At 31.2% G+C, this 25,831-nt stretch carries 16 protein-coding genes; 9 read left to right on the plus strand and 7 right to left on the minus strand.

The window, feature by feature from the left end; translation table 11 throughout:
- The first annotated feature begins 24 nt into the window (after positions 1 to 24).
- Together ABNT65_RS14420 and ABNT65_RS14425 are read left to right on the plus strand one after the other, a co-directional pair.
- Positions 25 to 2,394, plus strand: a complete 2,370-nt coding sequence (locus ABNT65_RS14420; RefSeq protein ID WP_348746149.1) for a TonB-dependent receptor — start codon at positions 25 to 27, stop codon at positions 2,392 to 2,394.
- 4 nt (positions 2,395 to 2,398) lie between these two features.
- Positions 2,399 to 3,217 (plus strand): DUF4249 domain-containing protein, encoded by an 819-nt coding sequence (locus ABNT65_RS14425; RefSeq protein WP_348746150.1) that lies wholly within the window; start codon positions 2,399 to 2,401, stop codon positions 3,215 to 3,217.
- 112 nt (positions 3,218 to 3,329) lie between these two features.
- Here the strand turns inward: ABNT65_RS14425 and bglX are convergent, their stop codons facing one another.
- From bglX to ABNT65_RS14455, 6 genes are all read right to left on the minus strand, one after another.
- Positions 3,330 to 5,624 (minus strand): beta-glucosidase BglX, encoded by a 2,295-nt coding sequence (bglX, locus tag ABNT65_RS14430; RefSeq protein WP_348746151.1) that lies wholly within the window; start codon positions 5,622 to 5,624, stop codon positions 3,330 to 3,332.
- Positions 5,625 to 6,057: 433 nt separating this feature from the next.
- Positions 6,058 to 7,740, minus strand: coding sequence for a family 16 glycosylhydrolase (locus ABNT65_RS14435; RefSeq protein WP_348746152.1), 1,683 nt, complete (start codon positions 7,738 to 7,740; stop codon positions 6,058 to 6,060).
- Positions 7,741 to 7,749: 9 nt separating this feature from the next.
- The gene (locus ABNT65_RS14440; protein WP_348739413.1) at positions 7,750 to 9,795 is read right to left on the minus strand and encodes a hypothetical protein; all 2,046 of its coding nucleotides are present in this window, start codon (positions 9,793 to 9,795) and stop codon (positions 7,750 to 7,752) included.
- Positions 9,796 to 9,808: 13 nt separating this feature from the next.
- Positions 9,809 to 11,275, minus strand: a complete 1,467-nt coding sequence (locus tag ABNT65_RS14445) for a RagB/SusD family nutrient uptake outer membrane protein (RefSeq protein ID WP_348703208.1) — start codon at positions 11,273 to 11,275, stop codon at positions 9,809 to 9,811.
- 12 nt (positions 11,276 to 11,287) lie between these two features.
- Positions 11,288 to 14,488, minus strand: a complete 3,201-nt coding sequence (locus tag ABNT65_RS14450) for a SusC/RagA family TonB-linked outer membrane protein (RefSeq protein WP_348746153.1) — start codon at positions 14,486 to 14,488, stop codon at positions 11,288 to 11,290.
- A gap of 118 nt (positions 14,489 to 14,606) precedes the next feature.
- Positions 14,607 to 15,701, minus strand: a complete 1,095-nt coding sequence (locus tag ABNT65_RS14455) for an energy transducer TonB (protein ID WP_348746154.1) — start codon at positions 15,699 to 15,701, stop codon at positions 14,607 to 14,609.
- Between the two features lie 344 nt (positions 15,702 to 16,045).
- Between ABNT65_RS14455 and ABNT65_RS14460 the strand changes: the two genes are divergently transcribed.
- The 7 genes from ABNT65_RS14460 to ABNT65_RS14490 all read left to right on the plus strand — a co-directional run bounded on the left by ABNT65_RS14460 (position 16,046) and on the right by ABNT65_RS14490 (position 23,045).
- The gene (locus tag ABNT65_RS14460) at positions 16,046 to 17,020 is read left to right on the plus strand and encodes an acyl transferase (RefSeq protein ID WP_348746155.1); all 975 of its coding nucleotides are present in this window, start codon (positions 16,046 to 16,048) and stop codon (positions 17,018 to 17,020) included.
- Between the two features lie 91 nt (positions 17,021 to 17,111).
- On the plus strand, positions 17,112 to 17,723 hold the full coding sequence (locus ABNT65_RS14465; RefSeq protein ID WP_348739420.1) for a TetR/AcrR family transcriptional regulator: 612 nt from the start codon (positions 17,112 to 17,114) through the stop codon (positions 17,721 to 17,723).
- A gap of 2 nt (positions 17,724 to 17,725) precedes the next feature.
- Positions 17,726 to 19,042, plus strand: coding sequence for a D-arabinono-1,4-lactone oxidase (locus ABNT65_RS14470; protein ID WP_348746156.1), 1,317 nt, complete (start codon positions 17,726 to 17,728; stop codon positions 19,040 to 19,042).
- Positions 19,035 to 20,237, plus strand: coding sequence for an alanine racemase (locus ABNT65_RS14475; protein ID WP_348746157.1), 1,203 nt, complete (start codon positions 19,035 to 19,037; stop codon positions 20,235 to 20,237). The genes ABNT65_RS14470 and ABNT65_RS14475 overlap by 8 nt, the downstream gene beginning before the upstream one ends.
- A 146-nt stretch (positions 20,238 to 20,383) precedes the next feature.
- Positions 20,384 to 20,839 (plus strand): YHS domain-containing (seleno)protein, encoded by a 456-nt coding sequence (locus tag ABNT65_RS14480; RefSeq protein WP_348703199.1) that lies wholly within the window; start codon positions 20,384 to 20,386, stop codon positions 20,837 to 20,839.
- Positions 20,839 to 21,276 carry a YHS domain-containing (seleno)protein gene (locus tag ABNT65_RS14485; RefSeq protein ID WP_348703197.1) on the plus strand — a complete coding sequence of 146 codons (438 nt, stop codon included), beginning with the start codon at positions 20,839 to 20,841 and terminating at the stop codon, positions 21,274 to 21,276. The genes ABNT65_RS14480 and ABNT65_RS14485 overlap by 1 nt, the downstream gene beginning before the upstream one ends.
- A gap of 122 nt (positions 21,277 to 21,398) precedes the next feature.
- A complete protein-coding gene (locus ABNT65_RS14490) occupies positions 21,399 to 23,045 on the plus strand; it encodes a glycerol-3-phosphate dehydrogenase/oxidase (protein ID WP_348703195.1) in 1,647 nt (548 codons plus the stop codon).
- A gap of 109 nt (positions 23,046 to 23,154) precedes the next feature.
- On the opposite strand, the gene mutS is transcribed toward ABNT65_RS14490, so the two are convergent.
- A complete protein-coding gene (mutS, locus tag ABNT65_RS14495; protein WP_348739427.1) occupies positions 23,155 to 25,764 on the minus strand; it encodes a DNA mismatch repair protein MutS in 2,610 nt (869 codons plus the stop codon).
- Positions 25,765 to 25,831 lie beyond the last annotated feature (67 nt).

A 25,831-nucleotide genomic window follows, 5' to 3' on the forward strand; every position in this document is an offset into this window, starting at 1 on the left:
AATAAATAAAACCAATAATTAATTATGAAAATTCACACAATCATTATGTTGCTTTTAATTCCATTTATGGGAATTTCTCAAAGTAAATTCACTATTAGTGGTACATTAAAAGACAAAGCTAATGGTGAAACACTATTTGGTGCTACCGTATTTTTAAAAGGAACTAGTTTAGGTACAATTACTAATGAATATGGTTTTTATTCACTTACAGCTCCTAAAGGAAATTATACGCTAAGCATTTCCTATATTGGATATTCACCTATTGAAAAAGAAATTGAGCTTACAAAAAATATAAAGTTTAATACTTCTTTAGGTAAAAATGCAAATCTATTAGAAGAAGTAATAATTACTTCTGAAGAAAGTAAAAAAGTTAATCTGAGAAGTCCTCAAATGAGTGTTGCTAAAATTAACGCACAAACCATAAAACAAATTCCTGTAGTATTGGGTGAAGTAGATGTTATTAAATCTATTCAATTACTACCAGGAGTTACCAATGCTGGTGAAGGAGCATCAGGTTTTAACGTTCGTGGTGGTGCAGAAGATCAAAATTTAATTTTACTTGATGAAGCTATTATTTATAATGCCTCACATTTATTTGGATTTTTCTCTGTTTTTAATAATGATGCTATTAAAGATGTAAAATTATATAAAGGAGGGATTCCAGCTAAATTTGGAGGTCGTATTTCATCTGTACTCGATGTTAGACAAAAAGATGGAAATAATAAAGAGTTTAAACTTACAGGAGGAATTGGCTTAATTTCTAGCAGATTAACAGCTGAAGCCCCTTTATTTAACAACAAAGGTTCTTTTTTAGTTGCGGGTCGTGCTTCTTACGCAAATATATTTTTAGCCTTGGCTAAGAATGAAAACAGAGTTGGATTTTATGATGTAAACTTTAAAACTAACTACCAGCTTAATGATAAGAACCGTTTATATTTATCAGCTTATTTTGGAAATGATGATGTAAACTTTACCAATTCATTTTTTAACTCTTACGGAAACTTATCTGCTAACTTAAGATGGAACCATATTTTTAATGATAAATTATTTTCTAATTTATCTGCAATTTATAGCAGATATAACTATGGTTTACAACTTGAATTTGTTGGATTAGATTGGCTGTCTCGTATTGATAATTATAATTTAAAATACGATATTGATTACTACCTTAATGATAAACTAAAGTTTGATTTTGGTGTAAGCGGAATTTATTACAAATTCAATCCAGGAGAAATTCGTCCTTTAACACCAGAATCTTCTATTAATGAAGATTTTTTAGATAAAAAGTTTGCTACTGAAGCAGGAATTTATGCTAGTTTAGAACATAAAATATCTAACAAGTTAACAGCAATGTATGGCTTACGTTATAGCTACTTTAATAGGTTTGGAAGTCAAACATTAAATACGTACGCTAATAATTTACCTGTTGTTTATAATAGTACCTTAGGGGTTTACGAACGTGCAAAACCAACAGGTAAAGTAAGCTATGGAGATAAGGAAAGTATGGCAAGTTTTGATAACTTTGAACCACGTTTTGCGTTATCCTATCAATTAAATGAAAAGTCGTCAATCAAAACAAGTTATAATAGAATGGCACAGTACTTACATTTAATATCAAATACTACCTCAGCAACGCCATTAGATATTTGGGCACCTAGTGGTACGTTTTTAAAACCACAAATTGCGGATCAATACGCCATTGGGTATTTTAGAAATTTTGATAACAACACTTACTCAATTGAAACAGAAGCCTATTATAAAACCGTAAAAAACCGTGTAGATTATATTAATGGAGCTGATTTAATTGCACAAAACACCATTGAAACAGAAATTTTAAATGGTAATGCCAGAGCATATGGATTAGAGTTTTTACTAAGAAAAAATAAAGGAGATTTAACAGGTTGGATTGCTTATACACTGTCAAAATCTGAACAACGTACATTAAGTGGAGCAGCTGGTGGGCTGGGCTTAAATAATGGTAATTGGTATAATACGCCTTTTGATAGAACTCATGATGTATCTATTACAGGTAATTATAAGTTTAACAAAAAATGGACATTCAACACAAATTTTGTTTTTCAAACTGGAAGACCTGTAACCTATCCTAACGGACAATTTCAATACAATGGCTTATCAATTCCAACGTATGCAACTAGAAATGCTAACCGATTACCTTCTTACCATCGCTTAGATATTTCTGCTACGTTAACGCCTAGAAAAAACAAAAATAGAAAGTGGCAAGCTGAATGGGTGTTTGGTATTTATAATTTATACTCTCAAAAAAATGCAGCGGCTATTAGTTTTGGCGTAAATAATGAAACTGGAATTAATGAAGCTGAACGTACCTCTATTTTTGGTATCGTTCCTTCTGTAACTTATAATTTTAAATTTTAAAAAAATGAAAAAATTAATATTTAGCCTTTTTGTAGCAATTAGTACAATTTTTTCATCTTGTACCGATGTTGTAAATATTGATGTTCCAAATGCAGGAGCAAGACTAGTTGTTGAAGCTTCCATTAATTGGGAAAAAGGAACAGCTGGTAATGAACAAACAATTAAGTTAAGTACGTCTACTGCTTATTTTGATAATAATCCAAATGTACCAGCAACAGGTGCAACAGTTACTATTACTAAAGAAAATGATGGCTCTGAATATATTTTTACAGATCAGAATAATGGTTATTATACCACCAATAGTTTTGTTCCTGAAGTTAATGCAGCATATACGTTAAACATTATTTATAAGGGAGAAACCTATTCTGCTAAAGAAACTTTAATTGGTTTTACTAAAATTAATGGGGTTAGTCAGGAAGATGGTTTTAATGAAGATGAATATCGAATTCGTGTAGTTTTTGATGATCCTGCGGATGAAGTAAATTATTATATGGGAGAATTTATTCAAACTAATTTAGCGGTACCTTCACTTGCTTCTATTAAAGATGAGTTTGTAAATGGAAATGAAGCCTTTGTTTTACACTTTGATGAAAAGAATGTTAAAGGAACTAAAATTGATATTAATGTTTATGGAATATCTGAAAGGTTTTATTTATACATAGAGCAACTTATTGAGCAATCTGGAACACAAGGTGGCAGCCCATTTCAGGCAACACCTGCACAATTAAAAGGAAACTGTATTAATATTAATAACCCTGATGAAGAAGTTTTAGGGTACTTTCGTTTAAGCCAATTTGCCAAAACTAGTTACACCATCCAATAATAGCTTAATTCTATATATTATAAAAGCAAGTAAAAACAATTACTTGCTTTTGTTTTAAAAAAGAACTACCCAAATGCAATACAGGATATCTAGCCGAAAATATTTTTTAAAACTATTCGATACTAGGCATCGGGGAATTAAACTCTTCGCTATCACAATTAAATTTTGTTTTTAAAGTTGTTGTTGAACTTCCTCCTATAAAAACTTCAAAGATTCCTGGTTCTACAACAAAGATTCCTTGATTGTTATAAAAACCTAATTCTTTAGAGCTTAGTGTAAACGTAATTTTTTTGGTTTCGTTAGGTTTTAATTCCACTAATTCAAACCCTTTTAATTCTTTTACAGGTCTGGTTACACTAGCTACTACATCTCTAATATAAAGTTGTACAACTTCTTTTCCTATTACGTTTCCTGAATTGGTTACCTCAACAGATACTTCAACTTCATTAGAAGTTACATTTGCTTTTATAGTATTGTAGGTAAATGTGGTATAACTAAGTCCGTAACCAAATGGGTATAGTGGTGTATTGGTTTCATCTTGGTAATGTGACCAAAATACTTCTTTTTTAGGCCCTGGCCTTCCTGTATTTTTATAGTTATAATATATAGGTACTTGCCCTTCTGATTTAGGAAAGGTCATTGGTAGTTTTCCACTTGGGTTATAATCACCATACAATACTTGTGCAATGGCATTGCCAGCTTGTGATCCCAATTGCCAAGCTTCTACAATAGCTGGTATGTTTTTATCTGCCCAATTAATAGTTAAAGGTCTTCCGTTAGTAAGTACTAATATTATGTTTTTGTTTACTTTATAAACCGCTTCTAATAATGCTTGTTGTACTCCTGGTAAACCTAAGTTTGCGCTACTTCTGGCTTCTCCACTTTGAAAGCCAACTTCACCTAAAACCATAACAACTACATCTGCTTTTTTTGCTACTTGTATTGCCTCTTTAAATTGTGAGGTATCATTGGTGTTTATGGTTACTTCATGAATAAAGTTGGTATTTCCAATTGCTACTTTTGCGCCTTCTGCATAGGTTAATTCGTTACCTGTATATTTTTGCATGCCTTCTAATACTGAAATAGCTGAATGATCTTTAGCTGCTATTCTCCAATTTCCTAAAGGGCTGTTTTTATCAGCTGCTAAAGCGCCTATTAAGGCTATTTTTTGTCCATTTTTTGAAAGTGGAAGTATCTTATTTTCATTTTTTAGTAAGACTATGGATTTTTTAGCCATGCTTAATGCTGCTTCTTGAATTTCTTTACTACCAATAGTGCTTTTTTCTCGTTGTTCATTGCAATACTTGTAAGGATTTTCAAATAAGCCTAATTCAAATTTTACTTTTAAAATTCTTTTTACGGCATCATTTATTACTTTTTCTGATACTTTTCCTTCTTTTACCAACGTTACTAATTCACTTACATAGGCATAGGATTCCATGTCCATATCAGATCCTGCATTGGCAGCCAATGCTGCGGCATGCTTTTTATTTTTTGCATAACCATGGGCTACCATTTCTATAATAGAACCCCAATCCGAGACTACAAATCCTTCAAAATTCCACGCTTCCTTTAAAATGGTTCTCTGTAAAAAGGCATCTCCAGTAGCCGGAATTCCATTTAATTCATTAAAGGCATTCATAAAAGTTTTTACACCAGCTTCTTTGGCTGCTTTAAAAGGTGGTAATACTGTATTGTATAAGGTAGAAGTTCCTAGATCTGCTGTATTATAATCTTTTCCAGATTCAGCAAATCCGTAAGCAGCAAAATGTTTGGCACAAGCTGCTATGGTAAATGGACTCGATAAATCTTTACCTTGAAAACCCTCTACTCTAGCTTTGGCTATTTTGCTTCCTAAAAATGGATCTTCTCCTGCTCCTTCCATTACACGTCCCCAACGGGCATCTCTTGAAATATCTACCATAGGGGCAAACGTCCAATTAATACCAGCTGAAGCAGCTTCTTTGGCCGCCATTTGCGCAGATTTTTTTATAGCTTCTAAATCCCAACTTGCGGATTCTGCAAGCGGAATTGGACTTTGTGTTTCATAACCGTGTATTACATCAAAACCTATAATTAAAGGAATACCTAATCGACTTTCTTCTACAGCTATTTTTTGTACTTTTTTTACGTTTTCTACACCTCTAACATTTAGCATAGAACCTACCCATCCTTTTTTAAGGTGTTCATATTTCTGTGCTGCATGCCCTTCATTAGGCGGTGGTCCTGTAAAATCCCAAAATCCATTGTATTGATTCATCTGTCCTACTTTTTCTTCTAATGTCATTAGTTGCAAAAGAGAATCGACTTTGTAATCAATACTATTTTCTTTTTTTTGAAGTGTCTTTTTCTGTTTACAGCTAAAACACACACATAGTAATATGCTTGCTAAAAGATAGTTTTTCATCTTTTATAGGTTTTACAAATTAAATAATACTGTTTAGATATTATAATTATATATACTATATCAGTTCGAGTATCGACTATAAGGAGATGTATCGAGAACAATTCCGAAAATGAAAACTTCTCGATACAAAATTATTTTCCATTGTATTTCAAATAATTTCACTCGAAGTGACATTTTTACTTATACTAAGGTAATATACCTTAGTTATGTTTTTAAAGATTCCTTCACTTCGTAAACTATGTTCGGAAAACTGGACATCATTACGAAAAACCGAAGTAATCTCTTTGTTCAACAAACAGATTACTTCACTCCACTTAGGCTACATTTGTAATGACGTAAATGAATATCATCACTAGACATCGAAGCAATCTGTTTATTATAATCAATAATTAACCTCTCGACTACGCTTGAGGTGACATGGTTAATATCAAGTTTACTGATATACTTTAACGTAATCTATTTCCATGGTTTCTTGTAAAAAAGCGGCATCAATGCTTCCGCCTAAAGTACCACCCATTGCTATATTAAATAGTAAAAAGAAATTTTGATCAAATGGTAAATTAGCATTGTTGGCTAACTCATAATATTTGACATCATCTACATACATTTTAATACTTTCAGGCGTCCATTCTAATGTGTACTTATGAAAAGCAGTGGTGGCATTGGTAATACTTGTAGTTTGACCAAAATCAGCTTTTGTATTACTAGCTGTATCAAACCAATGGCAAGTGGCTAACACTGTATTTTTGTCATTTCCTGTTTGTTCCATTATATCAATTTCTCCACATCTAGGCCATCCTATTGTTGAAAAATTACTTCCTAACATCCATAACGCTGGCCATGTACCTGCACTTCCTGGTAATTTTGCTTTTATTTCTACTCTACCATATTTAAAATCAAAAAGTCCTTCGGTTTTTAACCTAGCAGAAGTATAAGCACTTCCCATATAGTCTTCTTTTTTTGCGGTAATGATAAGATGTCCATTTTCAACGACTACATTATCTGCTCTATTGGTATAATACTGACTTTCATTATTTCCCCAACCATTGGTTCCTGTACCAATATCATACGTCCATTTTGAGGTATCTGGAGCTCCATTTATAGTAAAGTCATCTTCCCAAACTAAATTATTATATATGTAGTTAGAGCCTTGTGTTGGTTTTGTTGAGACAAATGTATGATACCAAGCAAAACCGTCTCCTTTTTGAATAATTCTTACAATCATTTTATCAGGAGTAATTGTAATAATATCATATCTACTAGCTCCTACATACCATCCCATAAACCCATCATCAGCAATTTGAAAAAAAGTTCCTCTATACGGTTGTCCATTCCATGTACCTTCTACTCCTGCTTTAGAAGTTGATTTACCAAATGATACTTCTTTTACGCCAAACATAGAGCTAGCTACTGAATCATCATGACAAGTATCTCCTGCTACCCCAATAACATCTGCATAAGCTTTAGGAACAAATGCAGGCCCTACAGTTTGTTCAAATGTAATTCCTGTAGCTGTTCTGGTAAATACAAATTCATTATCATACATACATGATTTTTCAGTATCCCAAGGTTGAATAGCACTCCACCAAGCTGGATAAGCAAATTCTCCATTTCCATAATCATCAGTTACAGGTCCCAATCCAACATGCACAGCAACATCTGCTTGCCAATACCATTTTTTACTATCACCAACTGCTAGCCCTGCTAAAAAGTTTTCTGCTTCTACATCTGAAAAGGCACTAAACACCTCAACTTCAATAGTAGATGAAGTTTTTACACCTCCGGTTCCAACAGCAATTATGGTAACTATATATTTGTGAACTCCAGTTTTTGAAAAAGTATGTGATGCTTTACCTGAGGGTGCTGTTTTTTCTGTTCCATCACTAAAATTAACTACATAACTCAGCGCATTGGTTGCACTAAAAGTAAAATTTACTTCTCCACTTCCATCTCCATAAGGATTCGTTGCATCTTGCCCAATAATTTCTGCACTTACCTGAATATTTGATGGTACAACAATACTACCAAACTCATATTCATTTTCTTTGCATTGGGTAAATAGTAGTATTCCTAAAAATGCTACTAGATAAATTGATTTATTTATAATTTTTTTCATGTGTATCCTCTAAAATTGCGTAATGTCGTCTATGTAAATTGTATAATTTGTTGATCCATCACCTTGGGTTCCATTGTCCATTATTAGCACCAGATTGTAAAATTCTATGGCGTTGCTAATTCCTGTAAAGTCAAAAGTTAATTCTTCCCAAGTATTGGCTACTGTAGTAGTTGCTTCAACTTCAGCAGAAGCGGTTACATTTGGCCAAGGAACGGCATCTTCAAACTTTAATAATAATTTAAGTCCTACTCTTGGTGACCATATTTTTAATTTGACTTTTGTTTGACCTTCAAAAGAGAATTTTTCAGGTACCGTAATTTTTGACCCAGCCCATACCTGTCCTCCATTTTTCACCAATTGTGCTACCATAGCTGAAGTGTTTCCATTCATATCTGGATTCGTTACTACAGACATAGCACCACCATCAAAACTACTTAAGGTAAATTTTGGTTCAAAATCTAATATTGGCGTTGTAGTAATATCATCAACATATAAGGTATAATTTGCAGATCCATCACCTTGGGTTCCATTATCCATGATTAATACTAAGTTGTAAAAATCAATACTATTGTTAATTCCCGTAAAATCAAACGTTAATTCTTCCCAAGTATTGGCTACTGTAGTAGTTGCTTCAACTTCAGCAGAAGCAGTTCCATTTGGCCAAGGAACAGCATCTTCAAACTTCATAGTAAGTTTTACCCCAACTCTTGGCGACCACACTTTTGCTTTTATTGTAGTTCCACTAGCAAAAGAAAATGGTTCTTGAATGGTTACCTTTGATCCTGCCCATGGTTGTCCTGAATTTTTTACCATTTTTAATACTGTACTAGAGTTGTTTCCATTTGTATCTGGATTGGTCACTGCTTCTGTAACACCACCATCAAAACCACTAAGCGTATAAGTTTCAAAATCAATAGGCGTTACTTCATTTGTTATTGCAGGCATTTTCCAGAAATAAATATTATCTATAAAAACAGTTCCTGTAGCCCATGGTGTACCAACAAATTTTAACTGTAGTATTTCATTTACGGTTAATCCTTGTGCAGTATATTCTGAAATAGGAATATCTATACTGGTCCATGTATCTTTAGTTAAGTCTTTAACTACTGGTTTTTCAGTTGTTACTGATGGTGTTTGATTGGTAATATTAATTAAAGAAGTTTCTAATTTATCTACATCGTTAGTCCAAACATCTAAATGTAAATATTCCATACTAGAAATATCTTGTCTGCTTCCTAATTCAATTCCTTGGTAACTTATTTTACTATATTGTAACATTTTATCACCATTTAAATCAAATTCAGCCCATGAACTTCCTTGTCCTCCTTGTCCCCAGTCAGGAAATGTATTGGTATCCGCTATATTGATATAAGCACTTCCATAAATAGAAATAACATCTGCGCTATTTCTATTAGGCGGAGTAGGAGCAGATACAATAGGTTGTAAAATTTCAGTTACTGTAAAACTCTCTGAATATTCTGTGGTAGCTATTGCAGCTCCTTTTGCTACTACCTTAATATCATACATACCAGCTGTTTGGTATTTGTATGTTATTGCTTCTCCAATATTAGCTGTGGCCACTGGTTGTGTTACCCCAGTTTCTCCTGAATAAAACTCATACATGGTAGCAAAATCTGCATTGGCAGTAATGTTTACTTGTTTAGATACTTGAGCGTCATTTTCTAAAGTAACAACTAGGTTTTCTGGCGCTTTAAACGAAACCACCAAAGGTTGTGTAACTTCTGTTTTTTTTCCATTTATGCTAAAGGCTACTATTTTTATAGTATAAGTACCTTCTGTATAGGTATGTTTGGCACTTTCTCCTACTTTTAGTTCTACTGGAGTAGCTGTACCATCTCCAAAATATACTTTAAAACTATTGGCTCCCTCTGCTGTAGGTGTAATGGTTACTGTACCTGTATTATCTTGTGCTATAGTATAATCAGCAGTAACATTTGTAGGTGCTTTAATTACTTCTATAAAAGAAAGATCTCTATCATCTGTACAAGCTACTAAGAATAGTAATAAGGCTAGTGTTTTATATAAACTTTTCATAATCTTTATTTTATTAATACCCTGTGTTTTGTTCCCATCTGTTCCCTGCTAATTCAATTTCTACTCTTGGAATTGGGAATACGGTGTTTTTAGGACTTATAAAACCTGATATTGTTGTTGTTTTATTCGTTCTTACCTGATCAAAGAAACGATGTCCTTCCCCAGCTAGTTCCAACCTTCGTTCATTTAAAATGGCATCCGTTAATGTTGATCCTCCTGATATAATATCATGATTGGTGTCTCCAAAGGCTCTTCTTCTAACAAGGTTTACATAATTTCTAGCCATCCCATCATTAATATTACCTCTGTTATAGGCTTCAGCTGCCATTAATAAAACATCTGCATACCTTATAGCTCTGTAATTATTACTATGTGTTAAATGTGGATCTGATGCATTTCCTTCTGCATATGGAATGTATTTAAAGTTAAAATATCCATTATGGTCATGCCCTTCATTATAAGTAACTCCTGGATTGGATTGTACAAAGGTTTCTATATTAAATATAGTAGCTTCTTTTCTAGTGTCACCTGATTCAAATAGATTTACAATTTCTGGTGTAGGAATATTAAAACTAAAACCATCTGCATAAGGTTCATAATCTCCACCTGTAAATCTTGGTCCCATAAACCCAACGGCAATATTACCTTCTACACATTGAAAACAATCAAAGCTCCCTCCTTCTTGTCCAAAGTATTGTACTTCAAAAACAGATTCTGCATTGTTTTCATTTTGATTGCTAAATATGGAAGCAAAATCACTTACTAAATTATACTGACTTGAATTGATTACTTGATCTAATACCTGTGTTGCTGGTAAAAATTTATCTTGATATAAATAAACTTTACCTAACAAAGCTAAAGCGGCTCCTTTTGTAGCTCTTCCTTTTTGTGTTTGTGTCCAAGGAAGTACAGCTGCTGCTGCCTGTAAATCTTTTTCTAATTGTTGGTAAATTTCTGCTTTGGTAGATTTATTAATCGTTTGTGTTTCTTCACGTGTAATCCTCTTATCTAAATACATAGGTACACTTCCAAAAAACTTTACCAATTCAAAATAATAATAAGCTCTTAAAAACTTTGTTTCTGCCAGTACTTGTGGTTTTCTTTCAAAGTTAGTTTTGTCTTTAAACTCTATAATATAATTGGCTCTACTAATTCCAGCATACATCCATTGAAAAACATTACGTAAAGCTCCATTATCTGGGTTGTGTGTCATGTCATCAATTTGCTGCCAGTCTAATACATCCGTAGCATTTTCTCCTCCACAAAGGCTATTATCTGATGCTATTTCTCCTAAAATTTGATTTAAATAAGTTGTTGATAATAAATCATAAACTCCAGTTAATGCTTTTTCATAATCATCTGCACTATTGAAAAAATTTTCTGAGTTTTCTCTTCCTTCAGGTGTTATATCTAAATAATCTTCACAACCAAACACTATAAAGGTAAGTGCTATAAGTACTAATTTTATTGCTCTTTTCATCTTTACTATGTTTTAAAATGATACTTTAATTCCTGTTATAAACATCCTAGCTTGTGGATATTGTCCTAAATCTACCCCTGCTCCAATGGCATTCTCATTGGATATATCAGGATCATAACCTCTATATTTTGTAAATGTGTATAAGTTGTTAGCAGCTATAAAAATTCTAAGTTTATCAATTCCTTTTATCTGATTACCTCCTAATGTATATCCTAATTGTACGTTTTGTATTCTTAAAAAAGAACCGTCTTCTACGTAAAATGAAGAAAACAATTGATTGTTAGCTGCTTTAGTTGAAGCTCTTGGTATTTCATTAGACGTTCCAGGACCTGTCCATCTTCCATTGTACAGTGATAGTTTATTACTGTAACTTTCAAAACGCTCATAACTTCTTACAATATCATTTCCTAATGATGCATAAAAAGAAGCACCGAAATCAAACCCATGCACTTTTAAATTAAATCCGCCTCCCATAGTAACATCTGGAATTGGATTTCCTATCATGGTAAAATCTTTATCGCTACCAAATTCAATGTATCCGTTGCCATCTATATCTACATATTTTAAATCTCCCGGAGCAGCACCTGGTTGGTACTCATCTAAAATACCATCATTGTTTCTATCTACTGCTAAAGCATCAATTTCTGCTTGGGTTTGAAAAACACCATCAGTTTTTAACCCGTAAAAAGCACCAATAGGAAGTCCTTTTTGCATTCTTGAAGGCTGTTGGTCTAAACTAAATTCTCCTCCAGGTATAAACCCAGCAGCATTGTTTACATCAATCACCTCATTATTGATACTAGTAAGGTTGTAATTTAAATTCAGTGAAATATCATCTGTGAAATAATGAGTATAATCAAGATCTAAATCAAATCCTTGGTTTTCTACAATTCCTGCATTAATAACAGGTGCTTGCCCACCTCCTGCTGAAGTTCCTAATAATGCTGATACTTCAGGTATTACTAATAAGTCTTCCGTACGTTTTTTAAAATAATCAAAACTTAAGTTTAAATTATTATTTAAGAAACCTAGATCTACCCCAATATTGGTTTGATAGTTTGTTTCCCATTGTAGTTTTTTGTTAGATAAAGCACCTAATGCATTTCCAAATGATAATACGTCTCCAAACGGATAGGTTGCTTCTCCATTAGTTCCTTGTAAAACCCCAATCCATCTGTACGAAGGTATTTTGTCATTTCCTGTAATACCCCAACTGGCCCTAAACTTGAAATTAGAAAAAATTACATTATTGATAAAATCTTCATTGTGTAATACCCAAGCTGCTGAAAATGATGGAAAATACCCTACTCTATTTTCAGGTCCAAATCGTGTAGAGGCATCTCTACGTATCATGGCAGACACAATATATTTCTCCATATAATCATATTGTACTCTTGCAAATGCTGATACCCATCTATCTTCTACATTGAAGGAATCTGAATTTATTTTTTCTCTTATACTTTCATCTACTATTTCATTTTTTATTGGATCTAAGTATATGTGTAAGTCGTTTATATCTGATTGCGTATTAAACAAGTACGCATTGTCCCAAGATTCATTAGCCGTTAAAAATCCAGAACCATATACTCCTTTACTTTGCTCACTTCGTAAAGAGAATCCTAACATGGTTTGAAAATTATTATTTTCTCCTATAGTAAAATCATAATTAGCAAAGTTTTCAAAGGTATAATCATGGTAATTTTGAGTATTTTCATTTACCCTGCTAAATACATCGCGTTCGCCATTATCATTTCTATCCAAATCAAAAGCTGTGTTTGCCGTATTTAAGCTTACATTGTTTACTACTTTGTTTTGTCCGTAAAATTGTAATGGGAAAAATTCCCTTCCTTCTACATTAGAATAATTAAAATTATATCTAGACGTAATTTTTAATTTTTCAATAGGTTCATATTCAAATTCTACTTTTCCGGTAAACCTATTTACTCTGGTAGCGTTATATGTATTATGAATTACTGCAAATGGATTGACTATTTCATTTCCTTTTTCTATATATGAAAAACCTCTTGAAGGACCAGTACCATCTGTTCCATCATATATTGGTGTTAATGGTGAAGCATTGTTTGCATAATACAGTATGGAACCTCTGTCTCCTTCTGGAATGGTTTTTCGTACGTTATTTGTGTATAATAATAGTGTATTTAATTTTAAATCATCAGTTAACTTAAACCCTAAATTACTTTTAACCGTCCATCTTGAAAAGCTCGATTTTTGAGGAGCTATAATTCCTTCTTGATCTAAAAAACTACCACTAATATTATACGTATATTTTTCACCTCCTCCAGAAGCTCCAATGTAATGTGTAATCATTGGTGATGTTTGAAAAAGCTGCTCTTGCCAATCTGTTTCAGATGTAATATTTTGTAATTGAAAAGGTGCTACATTTCCATCGGCAGCTTCAATTTCATTTACCAAGGCTGCATACTCTAATCCTTTTAATAAATTAAGTTTCTTAGTAGTTTCTTGTAGTGTTAAAGAAGCATTATAGGTAAATTTGGTTTGGGTTTTTGCTTCTCCTGATTTGGTTGTGATTAAAATTACCCCATTTGCACCTTGTACTCCATAAATTGCTGTACTCGCATCTTTAATAATATCAAACTTTGCAATATCATTAGGGTCAATAATACTTAGATCTGTACCTACTTGTACACCGTCTACTATTACCAAAGGTGAATTATTTCCATTAGTAGTAATACCTCTAATACGAATGTTTAATGATGAACCTGGTGACCCCGAGTTGGAGGAGACTTGAACTCCTGATACTCTACCTTGTAAAGCTTGTTCAATTCTAATTGGGTTGTTTTTTTCAATAGCTTCTGGTCTAATACTAGAGAATGAACCCGCAACTAATTCTCTTCTTTCTGAACCATACCCTATAATAACTACCTCATTTAAAAAACTTTCTTCGGTGTCTTCTTCCAATTCTACATCAATCATAGAACTGGTTATCACCACTATTTTGGTAACATATCCTGGATAACTGACTTCCATAGATTTACCAATTTCTGCTTTAATAAGATATGAACCATCAAAACTTGTTTCTGCTATTACAGATGATTCTTTTAATAAAATAAATACACCAGGAATAGGATCCCCAGTAGCCCCGTCTAAAACTTTACCTGTTACTTCTATTTCTTGCGCATATGACACAACAAATACAAAAAACATAGTAAAGTATACTAATAGTTTTTTCATATAGAACTTAATAAAAAGGTTTTTGAACTTGGCTAAATATTCAAGGAGGTTGTATGAAACACAAACAGTATCTATAAAATTAGATACTATTTGTGCTTTATTATTTTAAAGTTTTATGTTAGTCAAGCTTAAAATTAATAGGGAAGGAATACGAAGTATTCACATTTTTTCCAGCTTTTTTAGCTGGATTAAGTTTTGGTAGTTTCTCAACAAGCTTTACAGCTGCCAACTCCAAAATTTTTCCGCTTTCAGATCCATTACTAGTAATATCGGTAATATTTCCTTCTTTATTAATCACAAAATTTACCATTACATTACCTTGAATACCTTTTAACTTAGCTTCTTCTGGATAAGCAAAATGTTTTTCAATGTGTCTTATTAAGTTTTTATTAAAGCAACTCATTGTGTCATCATTAGATTTTTCACATGCATCAAATTTTGGTATTTCATCTAATGAAGAGAAACTGTAGATAACTTCTTTAATTTTTTTGTTAGCTGATACTTTTCTAATATTAGTACGTTTAACTCCTGGTATTTTAAATGTAATTGGTAATCCGTATTTAACTACTACTGGATTTCCTTTATGTTCTCCTGGAGTAAGTTTTGGTAATTTTTTAATAATTCTCTCAGCTTCTTTTCCTAATAACTCCCCTTTATAAGGAGGTACTACTTTTAATTCATCTATATTTCCATCTTTATTGATGATAAAGTGGACATAAACCTTTCCTTGAATTCCTTTTTTATAGGCTATTTCAGGGTATTTCATATTTCTTTTTATATGACTCATTACCTGACTTCTAAAACATTTACTTTGTGTTAAAATTGGTACTGATTCACATTTTTTAAATAATGGTATTTGGTCTACATAACTAAAAGGTAAAATATCAGGAACTGCTTCCTTATTACCTTTATCAATAATAGTATTTACTACATCTACCTTCTTTTTAACAGCAGCAAGTTTATGTGAATGATTGTTTTGGTTAGTTAAGCCAGTGGCTTTGTTTCTTTTTCTAACAATTCTCTTTCTTGTAACAATTTCAACTGAAATTTTTTGCTCTTTACCATCCTTAGATTTGTCTATAGAACATTTGGTGATACTATTTAAATCGGCAAGAGTATCATCGTCTGGACTACTACAAGTTTTTGTGGATTGCGAAAAAGCAACAGTTACCATAAATAATGGTAATAGTGCATACTTTAGTTTTTGATTCATGATTTCGGGGGTTAAATTAAAACTAATTATTTCTTCTATTTTTTATTAAATATAGAATATGTTAAAGTTGTAATAGCAAAATTATTTTGTTTTATTCTCTTTACTAAAACATTAACAATATACTAATTATTAAACCATTAACCAAAATAATAATTTAAACTTAAGATTTTTTCTTAACAAAAAATTAAGAATATTTATAAAACAAACAGCATTGTAAAACATATGCTTATAGTGATGTTTAAAGGAATTGTACTTAAAGAATAAGTAATTAGTTTTTTGATAAAAATTTTATCTCAAAAAAAATGTACTGAAGGTAATAGAATACCCCTATTTTTGTAATTCTTATGCAAAACGAAGTTTTTAACATACGGTCTGAAACAGCATTTACAAACATTGCTATTACTATTTTTCAACATCAATTTTCTAATAATAAGGTATATCGTTCTTTCTGTGATTTATTATACATTCATCCATCAGATATTACTAGTATTCAGCAAATTCCTTTTTTACCAATACAGTTTTTTAAGAGTAAAGAAGTAATCTCGTCAACAGAACAAATTAAAGCTACATTTACTAGTTCTGGAACTACTGGAAGTACTACCAGTAAACATTTAGTTACTGATTTACTATGGTATGAAAAAAGTTATTTACAAGGTTTTAAAAGTTTTTATGGAAATATAGAAGATTATGTGGTACTGGCTCTTTTACCCAATTATTTAGAACGTAAGGGTTCTTCTTTGATTTATATGGTAAATGATTTAATAAATAAATCAAAACAACCTGAAAGTGGATTCTATTTAAATAATTTAGATGAATTAGCATCCACACTTAAAAAACTAGATGCTTCTGGTAAAAAAACACTTCTCATTGGAGTTTCTTTTGCTTTATTAGATTTATTAGACACCTATCAATTTAACTTACAAAATACCATTGTTATGGAAACTGGTGGTATGAAAGGTAGGCGAAAAGAAATCATTCGTACTGAACTACATGAAATTTTGAGTAAAGGTTTTGGTGTTTCTCATATACATTCTGAATATGGTATGACGGAGTTGTTAAGCCAAGGATATTCAAATGGAAATGGTATTTTTAATACACCTCCGTGGATGAAAATTCTAACAAGAGATACTGAAGATCCTTTAACAATTTTACCACACGGAAAATCAGGAGGAATTAATGTAATTGATTTAGCAAATTATAATTCATGTTCTTTTATTGCAACGCAAGATTTGGGTAAAGTACATAAAGATGGAAGCTTTGAAATTATTGGTCGTTTTGATAATTCTGATATTAGGGGTTGTAACTTAATGGTTTTATAAAATATTTTAAGATATATAATATTCAACAAACAGACCAATTGGTCTGTTTGTGTTTTTTTACTTATATTTGAGATAACCAACTTTCTTATTTATGCCTAATAACAGTAAAGAAGTTATTATAAACTCTGCCTTTGAACTTTTTATAAAACAAGGCTATCAAAAAACTAGTTTAAAGGATATCATGGAAGAAACTCAATTATCTAAAGGAGCTATTTATCATCATTTTAAAAGTAAACATGAAATCTATTTAGCCTCTTTGGATACTTATTTCTTTAAACTTTATGAGGATTTATTTTCAAAAAATGAATTTTCTAACTTTAAAGAAAATATAAAGTATAGTTATACCTTTTTCACAGATTTAATAAATTATATTGAAAATATTGGTAATGGTATTACCTACCCTATTCGACAATTTTTTTTATTTCAATTAGAAAGTGAACAAGATCCTATTATAAGAGAGAAAATCATAGATACTATACAACACTATAAGCAAGAGGTAACTCGAATTATAAAAAAAGCTCAAGAAACTAAAGAAATTACTAACTTACTTTCTGTATCAGTTATAACACAACAACTTATTAGTATGATTGAAGGAATAGCTATTCATCATTCTACTTTAAAAGAAAATAGTAAAGATTTTTTAGAACAAAAATATAATGAGGTAATTCTACCTTACTTAACCTTACTAACTAACCAAACTTAACTATGAATTATACCCTAAAAAATTGGGCTGAAAATGTGGTATGGAATCCATCCCAAATCAATTACCCAACCAATCAAGAAGAAATTCAACAGCTAGTTTTAAAAGCGGCTAATAACAATCAAAAAATAAGAGTTATTGGTACTGGACATTCTTTTACCGCTTTATGTGCTACCAATGAATTATTAATTAGCTTAGATAATTATCAAGGTGTTATTTCAGTTGATAAAAAAACTAATCAAGCTACCGTAAAAGGTGGAACTAAACTTAAATTATTGGGCGAACTTTTATTTAAAAAAGGACTTGCTATGGAAAATTTAGGTGATATAGATGTACAATCTATTGCTGGAACCATTAGTACTGGAACTCATGGAACCGGAATTACATTTGGCTCTATTAGTAATCAAGTGATTGCTTTAAAATTTATCAATGGAAAAGGAGAACTTATTTCTTGTTCCGTAAATGAAAATCAAGATGTATTTAAAGCTGCTCAAGTTTCTTTAGGTTGCTTAGGTATTATCACTGAAATTACCTTACAATGTGTTCCTGCCTACAAATTAAAACTTCAAAATAGAAAAGAAAACATAAATGATGTATTAGCCTCCTTGGAAGAGCGAAAAAATAATAATAGAAATTTTGAATTTTATTGGATTCCATATACACAAACAGCTTGGACTAAAACATCTAATATTGTTGAAGATGCTACTCCTGATAAAATTAATTTCTTTAATTATTGGACAGAATATGTGTTGGAAAACTATGTTTTTAAAATGTTATGTGATTATGCCACCGCGTTTCCTTCTCAAAATAAAATGGTTTCAAAAATAACAGCCGCTAGTATTAGCAATGTTAAAAAAATATACCATAGCCATAAAGTTTATGCTACACAGCGCTTAGTTAAATTTCATGAAATGGAATACAATATTCCAACGGAAACTTATTGGGATGTTTTTAAAGACATTACTAAAATGATTAATAAAAAAAAGTTTCATGTGCATTTTCCTATTGAAAATCGTTGGGTAAAAAAAGATGCTATCTACATGAGTCCTGCTTATGGTAGAGAATCTGCATATATAGCCTGTCATGTATATCATAAAAAAGATAGTAAAGCCTATTTTTCTGCAGTTGAAGAAATTTTTAAAGCTTATGAAGGTAGACCTCATTGGGGGAAAATGAATTCTTTTACCCCTGAAGATATTGCTAATTCTTATCCTAGATTTGAAGATTTTATGAGCATTAGAGAAATGCAAGACCCAGATCAGTTATTTATAAATCCATATATAAAAAAACTACTAGGAGTTAAATCACTAAGTTATGCATAGTGAAACTATTTATTTTAAAAATATCCAAAAACAGCTACATAATCATAAAAGGTATATTCCTTGTATGCTAGTTGATGTTGATAAGTTAGATGAAAATATAGATATACTTTTACATAACTTTCCTAAAAAATCTGATCTTAGAATTGTGGTAAAATCATTACCATCAATTGATTTAATTTTATATGTACTCAAAAAAACCAACACAAACAAATTAATGGTTTTTCATCAGCCTTTTTTAACTGATTTAATACCTTATTTGCATGAAAAATCAGATGTGTTATTAGGTAAACCAATGCCGGTAAAAACAGCTGCATATTTCTATGAAAATACATCTAAAAATGAAAAGTTTAATTCATACCATCAAATTCAATGGTTAGTTGATACCGAAATAAGAATTCAAGAGTATATTAATTTGGCTAAACAACTGAATCAACAAATTCAATTAAATTTAGAAATAGATGTTGGGCTGCATAGAGGTGGCTTTTCTTCTATTAACCACCTTCGAAAGGCTTTAAATTTAATTATAACTAATAATAAATGGGTAAATTTTAGTGGTTTGATGGGGTATGATCCTCATGTAGTAAAAATTCCTAAAATTCTTCAATCACCTAGAAAATCAATTTTAAAAGCTAATCGATTTTACAAAAGTTGTAAAGAATTAATACAAAATGAGTTTCCTAATTTATGGCATGAAAAACTAACTTTTAATGGTGCTGGAAGTCCAACAGTTAACTTACATAAAAATGAAGATTCTCCTATTAATGATATTGCTGTAGGCTCTTGTTTTGTAAAACCTTCAACTTTTGACATTCCTTCATTAAAAGAATATAAACCTGCTTGTTTTATTGCAACTCCTATTTTAAAAAAATTTACCAATACAAGCATACCTGGTATAGAAAAGTTTTCAAGACTTTTAAATTTATTGAATTCTATACATAAACAATCTTATTTTATTTATGGAGGTTATTGGAAAGCTGATTTTTATTATCCAAAAACCATAAAACAAAACGCTTTGTATGGTGTTTCTACCAATCAAACAATGATAAATTCACCAAAAAAAACCTTATTAAAAGTTGATGATTTTATTTTTTTAAGACCTCAACAAAGTGAATTCGTCTTTCTACAGTTTGGAGAAATATTACCTCTAAAAAATGGAAAAATTCAGCCTGAATGGCAATTATTAAAAAACCAATAGTTATATTTCTTGTAAGGTTTTTAAATTATCTAAGACTACCTTTGGGAGAATAACTACTTACAAAACGAGTCAAGAGCATTTATAAGAAATTTTACTGTTATTGACTCGTTATACTAACCTTAAATTGAATATTAAAAAACAATTTCATGAAAAACTTAATCACCCTTTTATTACTAGTAACCACCACTAGCATTTTAGCTCAAAAAATAGATTATTATACTAAAAAAGGCTATGTAGCTGAAGGATATGATGTTGTTTCCTATTTTACTAATGAAAAGCCTGTAAAGGGTAAAAACAAATACCAAATTACTCATGATGGTGTTAAGTTTAAATTTTCTTCAGAAGAAAACTTAAATTCTTTTAAAGAAGCACCTGAAAAATACATTCCGCAATATGGTGGGTATTGTGCTTACGCCGTTGCAGCAAAAAAAACTAAAATGTACGTAGATGCAGAAGCTTATGAAGTTAGAGATGGTAAATTGTATCTATTTTATAACTCTTGGTTATCTAATAAATTAGATGACTGGAAGGAAGGAGATACAAAAGAATTACAATCAAAAGGAGATAAAAACTGGGAAGAAATAAAATATAAAAATCAATAATGCGTAAATTATTATTCATTTTATTATTTATAACCTCTACTGCTTTTTCACAAAATAATTACAATACTAAAAAAGGAGCTGTAGCTAATGGTTATGATGTAGTTGCTTATTTTAATAATGAAGCAAAAAAAGGAACTAAAAAACATAGTACTGTTTACGACAATGTTACTTTTAGATTTTCTTCAAAGAAGAACCTTACTACTTTTAAAGAAGCACCTGAAAAATACATTCCGCAATATGGCGGATATTGTGCTTATGCCATTGGTAAAAATGGTAAAAAAGTAGGCATAGATCCTAAAACCTTTGAAATAAGAGATAACAAGTTGTATCTATTCTATAATTCTTGGGGTACAAATACCTTAAAATTATGGTTAAAAGAGCAACCTGAGACGCTGCGAAAGCAAGCCGATAAAAACTGGATATTGATAAGACAATAGATACTATTATTGATTTTACACGATCCGGGGGGTAACGATAAGAACTGATTTATTTCAGTTCTTTTTTATTGGTATTACACTCGTTTTTATTCTTATTTTTGTTAGCATAACACCTTTCAAATATGAACACTTTTTCGTTTTTTAACAGAGCTAACATTCAACAAGAACTACAAAATACTGAATTTGATATCCTTATAATTGGTGGAGGAATCACAGGAGCAGGCATTGCTTTAGACGCTGCTTCTAGAGGAATGAAAGTAGCTTTGATTGAAAAAAATGATTTTGCTTCAGGTACTTCTAGTAAATCAACTAAATTAATTCATGGAGGATTACGCTACTTAAAGCAATTTGATTTTTGGTTGGTTAAAGAAGTGGGAACGGAACGTGCCATTGTACACAAGTTAGCACCACATTTAGTTATTCCTGAAAAAATGATTTTACCTTTAATTGAAGGTGGCACATATGGATCCTGGTTAACTTCTATTGGTTTAAAAGTTTATGATGTACTAGCTTCTGTTGAAGGTGATGATAAACGTAAAATGTTAACTAAAGAAGAAGCTTTAGAAAAAGAACCTTTATTGCCTGAAAAAATATTGAACGGAGCTGGTTTTTATGCTGAATATAGAACGGATGATGCCCGTTTAACTATTGAGTTGTTAAAAACTGCTAGTCAATATGATGCTCATATTTTAAATTATGTTGAGGCTAACGAATTTATTTATGAAAATAAACGTGTAGTTGGTGCAAAAACTACTAATCTAATTACCCTTGAAACCTTTGATATTAAAGCCAAATATGTAGTAAATGCTGCTGGACCTTGGGTTGATGAGTTACGTCAAATTAACAACTCTAAAATTGGGAAACGCTTGCATTTAACAAAAGGAGTTCACTTAGTAGTTCCTCATGAAAAATTACCTGTAAAACAATCTGTTTATTTTGATATTCCTGATGGTCGTATGATGTTTGCCATTCCACGTGGAAAAGTAACTTATTTTGGAACTACAGATACCAATTACCAACTAGATAAAGACAATGTAGAAACTAGTATTGTGGATGCTTTGTATTTAATTGAAGCGGTAAATAATATGTTTCCAGATATAACGCTTACCCTAGATGATATTCAATCTTCTTGGGCTGGATTACGTCCGCTTATTCATGAAGAAGGAAAATCTGCTTCTGAACTATCTCGTAAAGATGAAATCTTTGTTTCTGATACGAAGCTTATTTCCATAGCTGGCGGAAAACTTACAGGATATAGAAAAATGGCTGAGCGTATTGTTGATTTGGTAGCTAAAAAAATGCGTAGAAGGTTTGAAATTGAATTTGAGCCTATTCAAACTGAAGAAATTGTACTATCAGGTGGACCATTTCAAAATTACAAATCGGTAAAACTATATATTAATCAAGTATATAAACATATAAAACCTTTTGGTTTATCTGAAAAAGATGCTAGCTATTTAGTTCATAACTATGGAAAACAATCTGATATTATTTTAGATAAGTTTGATGAATTAACAGAAGAAGATAGTTTAAAACGTTTACTAAAAGCTGAAGTTTGGTTTACCGTTCAGCATGAAATGACCTGTACGCCTACTGACTTTTTTATGAGAAGAACTGGACGTTTATTTTTTGACAAACCAAGTGTAGATGTTTATAAAGCTTTTGTTATTACAGAGTTCGCTAAGTACTTTAACTGGAGTACTAAAGATGCTTCAAAATACTTAAATGAATTAGATTCTAAAATAGCTACCGCTATAAATTTTCAGTAATATCATTTTAAATCTAATTGGAATTATAAAGCCTTTTGGTGTACCGTACTAAAGAACCCATAAGGGTAATGGAAAAGCCTTTGAGTGTATCGTTATGTTTTTATCTCCTTTATTTTTTTTGTAGCATACGCTTAATTTCATTAAGCTTCATTAAGGCTTCAATAGGCGTTAAAGTATCTATATTAGTATCTAAGATTTCCTCTCTTAAATCTTCTAATAAAGGGTCATCTAATTGGAAGAAACTTAATTGCATTTCTTCGTTTTGAATGTCTTTTAGAGTGTCTTCAACTTCTTTATGAGAATGATTTTCTTCTAATTGCTTTAAAATTTTATTCGCTCTTTTTATCACCATATTTGGCATTCCAGCTAACTTAGCTACATGAATTCCAAAACTATGATTGCTTCCGCCTTCTACTAGTTTTCTTAAAAAAATAATACTATCTTTTAATTCTTTTACAGATACATTAAAGTTTTTAATACGCTCAAACGTAGTAGTCATTTCATTTAACTCGTGGTAATGCGTAGCAAATAATGTTTTTGCTTTGGTTGGGTGTTCATGTAAATACTCGGCAATGGCCCAAGCAATAGAAATTCCATCATAAGTAGAAGTTCCTCTACCTATTTCATCAAGTAATACCAAACTTCTTTCAGAAATATTATTCAATATAGAAGCTGTTTCATTCATTTCAACCATAAAAGTTGATTCTCCCATTGAAATATTATCGCTAGCTCCAACTCTTGTAAAAATCTTATCTACTAAACCTATTTTAGCACTTTCAGCAGGAACATAGCCTCCTATTTGGGCTAATAATACAATTAATGCGGTTTGCCTAAGTATTGCCGATTTACCAGACATATTAGGCCCAGTAATCATAATAATTTGTTGTGATGTTCTATTTAAAACAACATCATTGGCAATGTACTCTTCTCCTATAGGTAATTGTTTTTCAATTACTGGATGACGTCCATTTTTTATTTCAATATCTGTAGATTTATCAACTACAGGACGAATGTAATTACTTTCAATAGCTAACGTTGCAAAAGACAGTAAACAATCTAACTGTGCTACTAATTGTGCATTTTGTTGCACAGGTTGCACAAAATCAATAACATAATGTACTAGTTCTGCAAAAATATCAGTTTCTAACTGTTGTATTTTTTCTTCTGCTCCTAATATTTTAGATTCGTATTCTTTAAGTTCTTCAGTAATATAACGTTCCGCATTTACCAACGTTTGTTTACGAATCCATTCTTCTGGAACTTTATCTTTATGGGTATTCCTTACTTCAATATAGTAACCAAAAACGTTATTAAAAGCTATTTTTAAACTAGGAATTCCCGTACGTTCTACTTCCCTGGTTACCATATTATCCAAGTATTCTTTACCTGAATTAGCTATATTTCTTAATTCGTCTAACTCTTCAGAAACTCCACTTGCAATAGCATTTCCTTTATTGATATTTACAGGTGCATCTTCAAAAACAGTATTGCTTATTTTTTCGATTAAATCTTTACAATCATTTAATCTATTCCCTATTAATTTTACAGAAGCATTTTTACTACTTAATGTTGCTTCTTTTATGGGTAAAATTGCTTTTAACGAATTTTTTAATAGAATGGTTTCTCTAGGTGAAACTTTCCCAGTAGCTACTTTAGAGATTAAACGTTCGATATCAGAAATCTGCTTTAATTGATAACTTACCGTATCTAAAAAATCATCATTATCAATTAAATATTGTACTAAGTCATGACGTTGTTTTATAGCATCTAAATCTTTTAAAGGTAATGCCAACCAACGTTTTAATAATCTTCCTCCCATAGGAGAAATGGTTTTATCAATAACGTTTAGCAATGATACCGAATTCACAGAATTTCCACCATACAACTCTAAGTTTCTTATGGTAAAACGATCCATCCAAACATAATTATCTTCAGCTATTCTACTTATAGATTGAATGTGTTCAATTTTATTATGTTGCGTTTCAGACAGATAATACATAGCAGCTCCACCTGCTACAATTCCATGTTCTAATTCATCAACTCCAAATCCTTTTAAATTCTGTACTTTAAAATGATTGGTTAATGTTTCATAGCCATAGTCTTTTTGAAATACCCAATCCTCCAAATAAAATGTATGAAACTGATTGGTAAATAATTCTAAAAAACGTTGTTTATGTTGTTTTTGTACAAGTACTTCACTTGGTGAAAAGTTCTGAAGTAATTTATCTACATATTCCTCATTTCCTTGGGCAATTAAAAACTCTCCAGTAGAAACATCTAAAAAAGAAATTCCTATTAGTTTTTTTCCAAAATGAACTGCCGCTAAAAAGTTATTAGATTTAGATTGTAAAATATCATCATTTAAAGCTACACCTGGTGTAACTAATTCCGTTACCCCACGTTTTACAATCTTTTTAGTCATTTTAGGATCTTCTAACTGGTCGCAAATTGCCACGCGTAATCCTGCTTTAACTAATTTAGGTAAATAGGTATTTAAAGAATGATGTGGAAAACCAGCTAAAGCGGTTTCACTTTCACTTCCTGCACCTCTTTTAGTTAAAATAATACCTAACACTTCCGACGCTTTTATTGCATCTTCTCCAAAGGTTTCATAAAAATCTCCAACCCTAAATAGTAACATAGCATCCGGATATTTTGCTTTAATTCCGTTGTATTGCTGCATTAATGGTGTTACCTTTTTTGCCTTTGTTTTTGCCAAGTTTATGGTTTTTTTCTGTTAGTTTTGCGAAGATAGAAAAAAGTGAGTAGTTGACTGTTTTTAACAT

This window comes from Tenacibaculum sp. 190524A02b, from assembly GCF_964036645.1.
Lineage (GTDB): Bacteria > Bacteroidota > Bacteroidia > Flavobacteriales > Flavobacteriaceae > Polaribacter > Polaribacter vairaonense.

Coding starts and splice junctions, on each gene's coding strand:
- ABNT65_RS14420 (WP_348746149.1), top strand. CDS start 25: ATGAAAATTCACACAATCATTATGTTGCTTTTAATTCCATTTATGGGA.
- ABNT65_RS14425 (WP_348746150.1), top strand. CDS start 2,399: ATGAAAAAATTAATATTTAGCCTTTTTGTAGCAATTAGTACAATTTTT.
- bglX (WP_348746151.1), bottom strand. CDS start 5,624: ATGAAAAACTATCTTTTAGCAAGCATATTACTATGTGTGTGTTTTAGC.
- ABNT65_RS14435 (WP_348746152.1), bottom strand. CDS start 7,740: ATGAAAAAAATTATAAATAAATCAATTTATCTAGTAGCATTTTTAGGA.
- ABNT65_RS14440 (WP_348739413.1), bottom strand. CDS start 9,795: ATGAAAAGTTTATATAAAACACTAGCCTTATTACTATTCTTAGTAGCT.
- ABNT65_RS14445 (WP_348703208.1), bottom strand. CDS start 11,275: ATGAAAAGAGCAATAAAATTAGTACTTATAGCACTTACCTTTATAGTG.
- ABNT65_RS14450 (WP_348746153.1), bottom strand. CDS start 14,488: ATGAAAAAACTATTAGTATACTTTACTATGTTTTTTGTATTTGTTGTG.
- ABNT65_RS14455 (WP_348746154.1), bottom strand. CDS start 15,701: ATGAATCAAAAACTAAAGTATGCACTATTACCATTATTTATGGTAACT.
- ABNT65_RS14460 (WP_348746155.1), top strand. CDS start 16,046: ATGCAAAACGAAGTTTTTAACATACGGTCTGAAACAGCATTTACAAAC.
- ABNT65_RS14465 (WP_348739420.1), top strand. CDS start 17,112: ATGCCTAATAACAGTAAAGAAGTTATTATAAACTCTGCCTTTGAACTT.
- ABNT65_RS14470 (WP_348746156.1), top strand. CDS start 17,726: ATGAATTATACCCTAAAAAATTGGGCTGAAAATGTGGTATGGAATCCA.
- ABNT65_RS14475 (WP_348746157.1), top strand. CDS start 19,035: ATGCATAGTGAAACTATTTATTTTAAAAATATCCAAAAACAGCTACAT.
- ABNT65_RS14480 (WP_348703199.1), top strand. CDS start 20,384: ATGAAAAACTTAATCACCCTTTTATTACTAGTAACCACCACTAGCATT.
- ABNT65_RS14485 (WP_348703197.1), top strand. CDS start 20,839: ATGCGTAAATTATTATTCATTTTATTATTTATAACCTCTACTGCTTTT.
- ABNT65_RS14490 (WP_348703195.1), top strand. CDS start 21,399: ATGAACACTTTTTCGTTTTTTAACAGAGCTAACATTCAACAAGAACTA.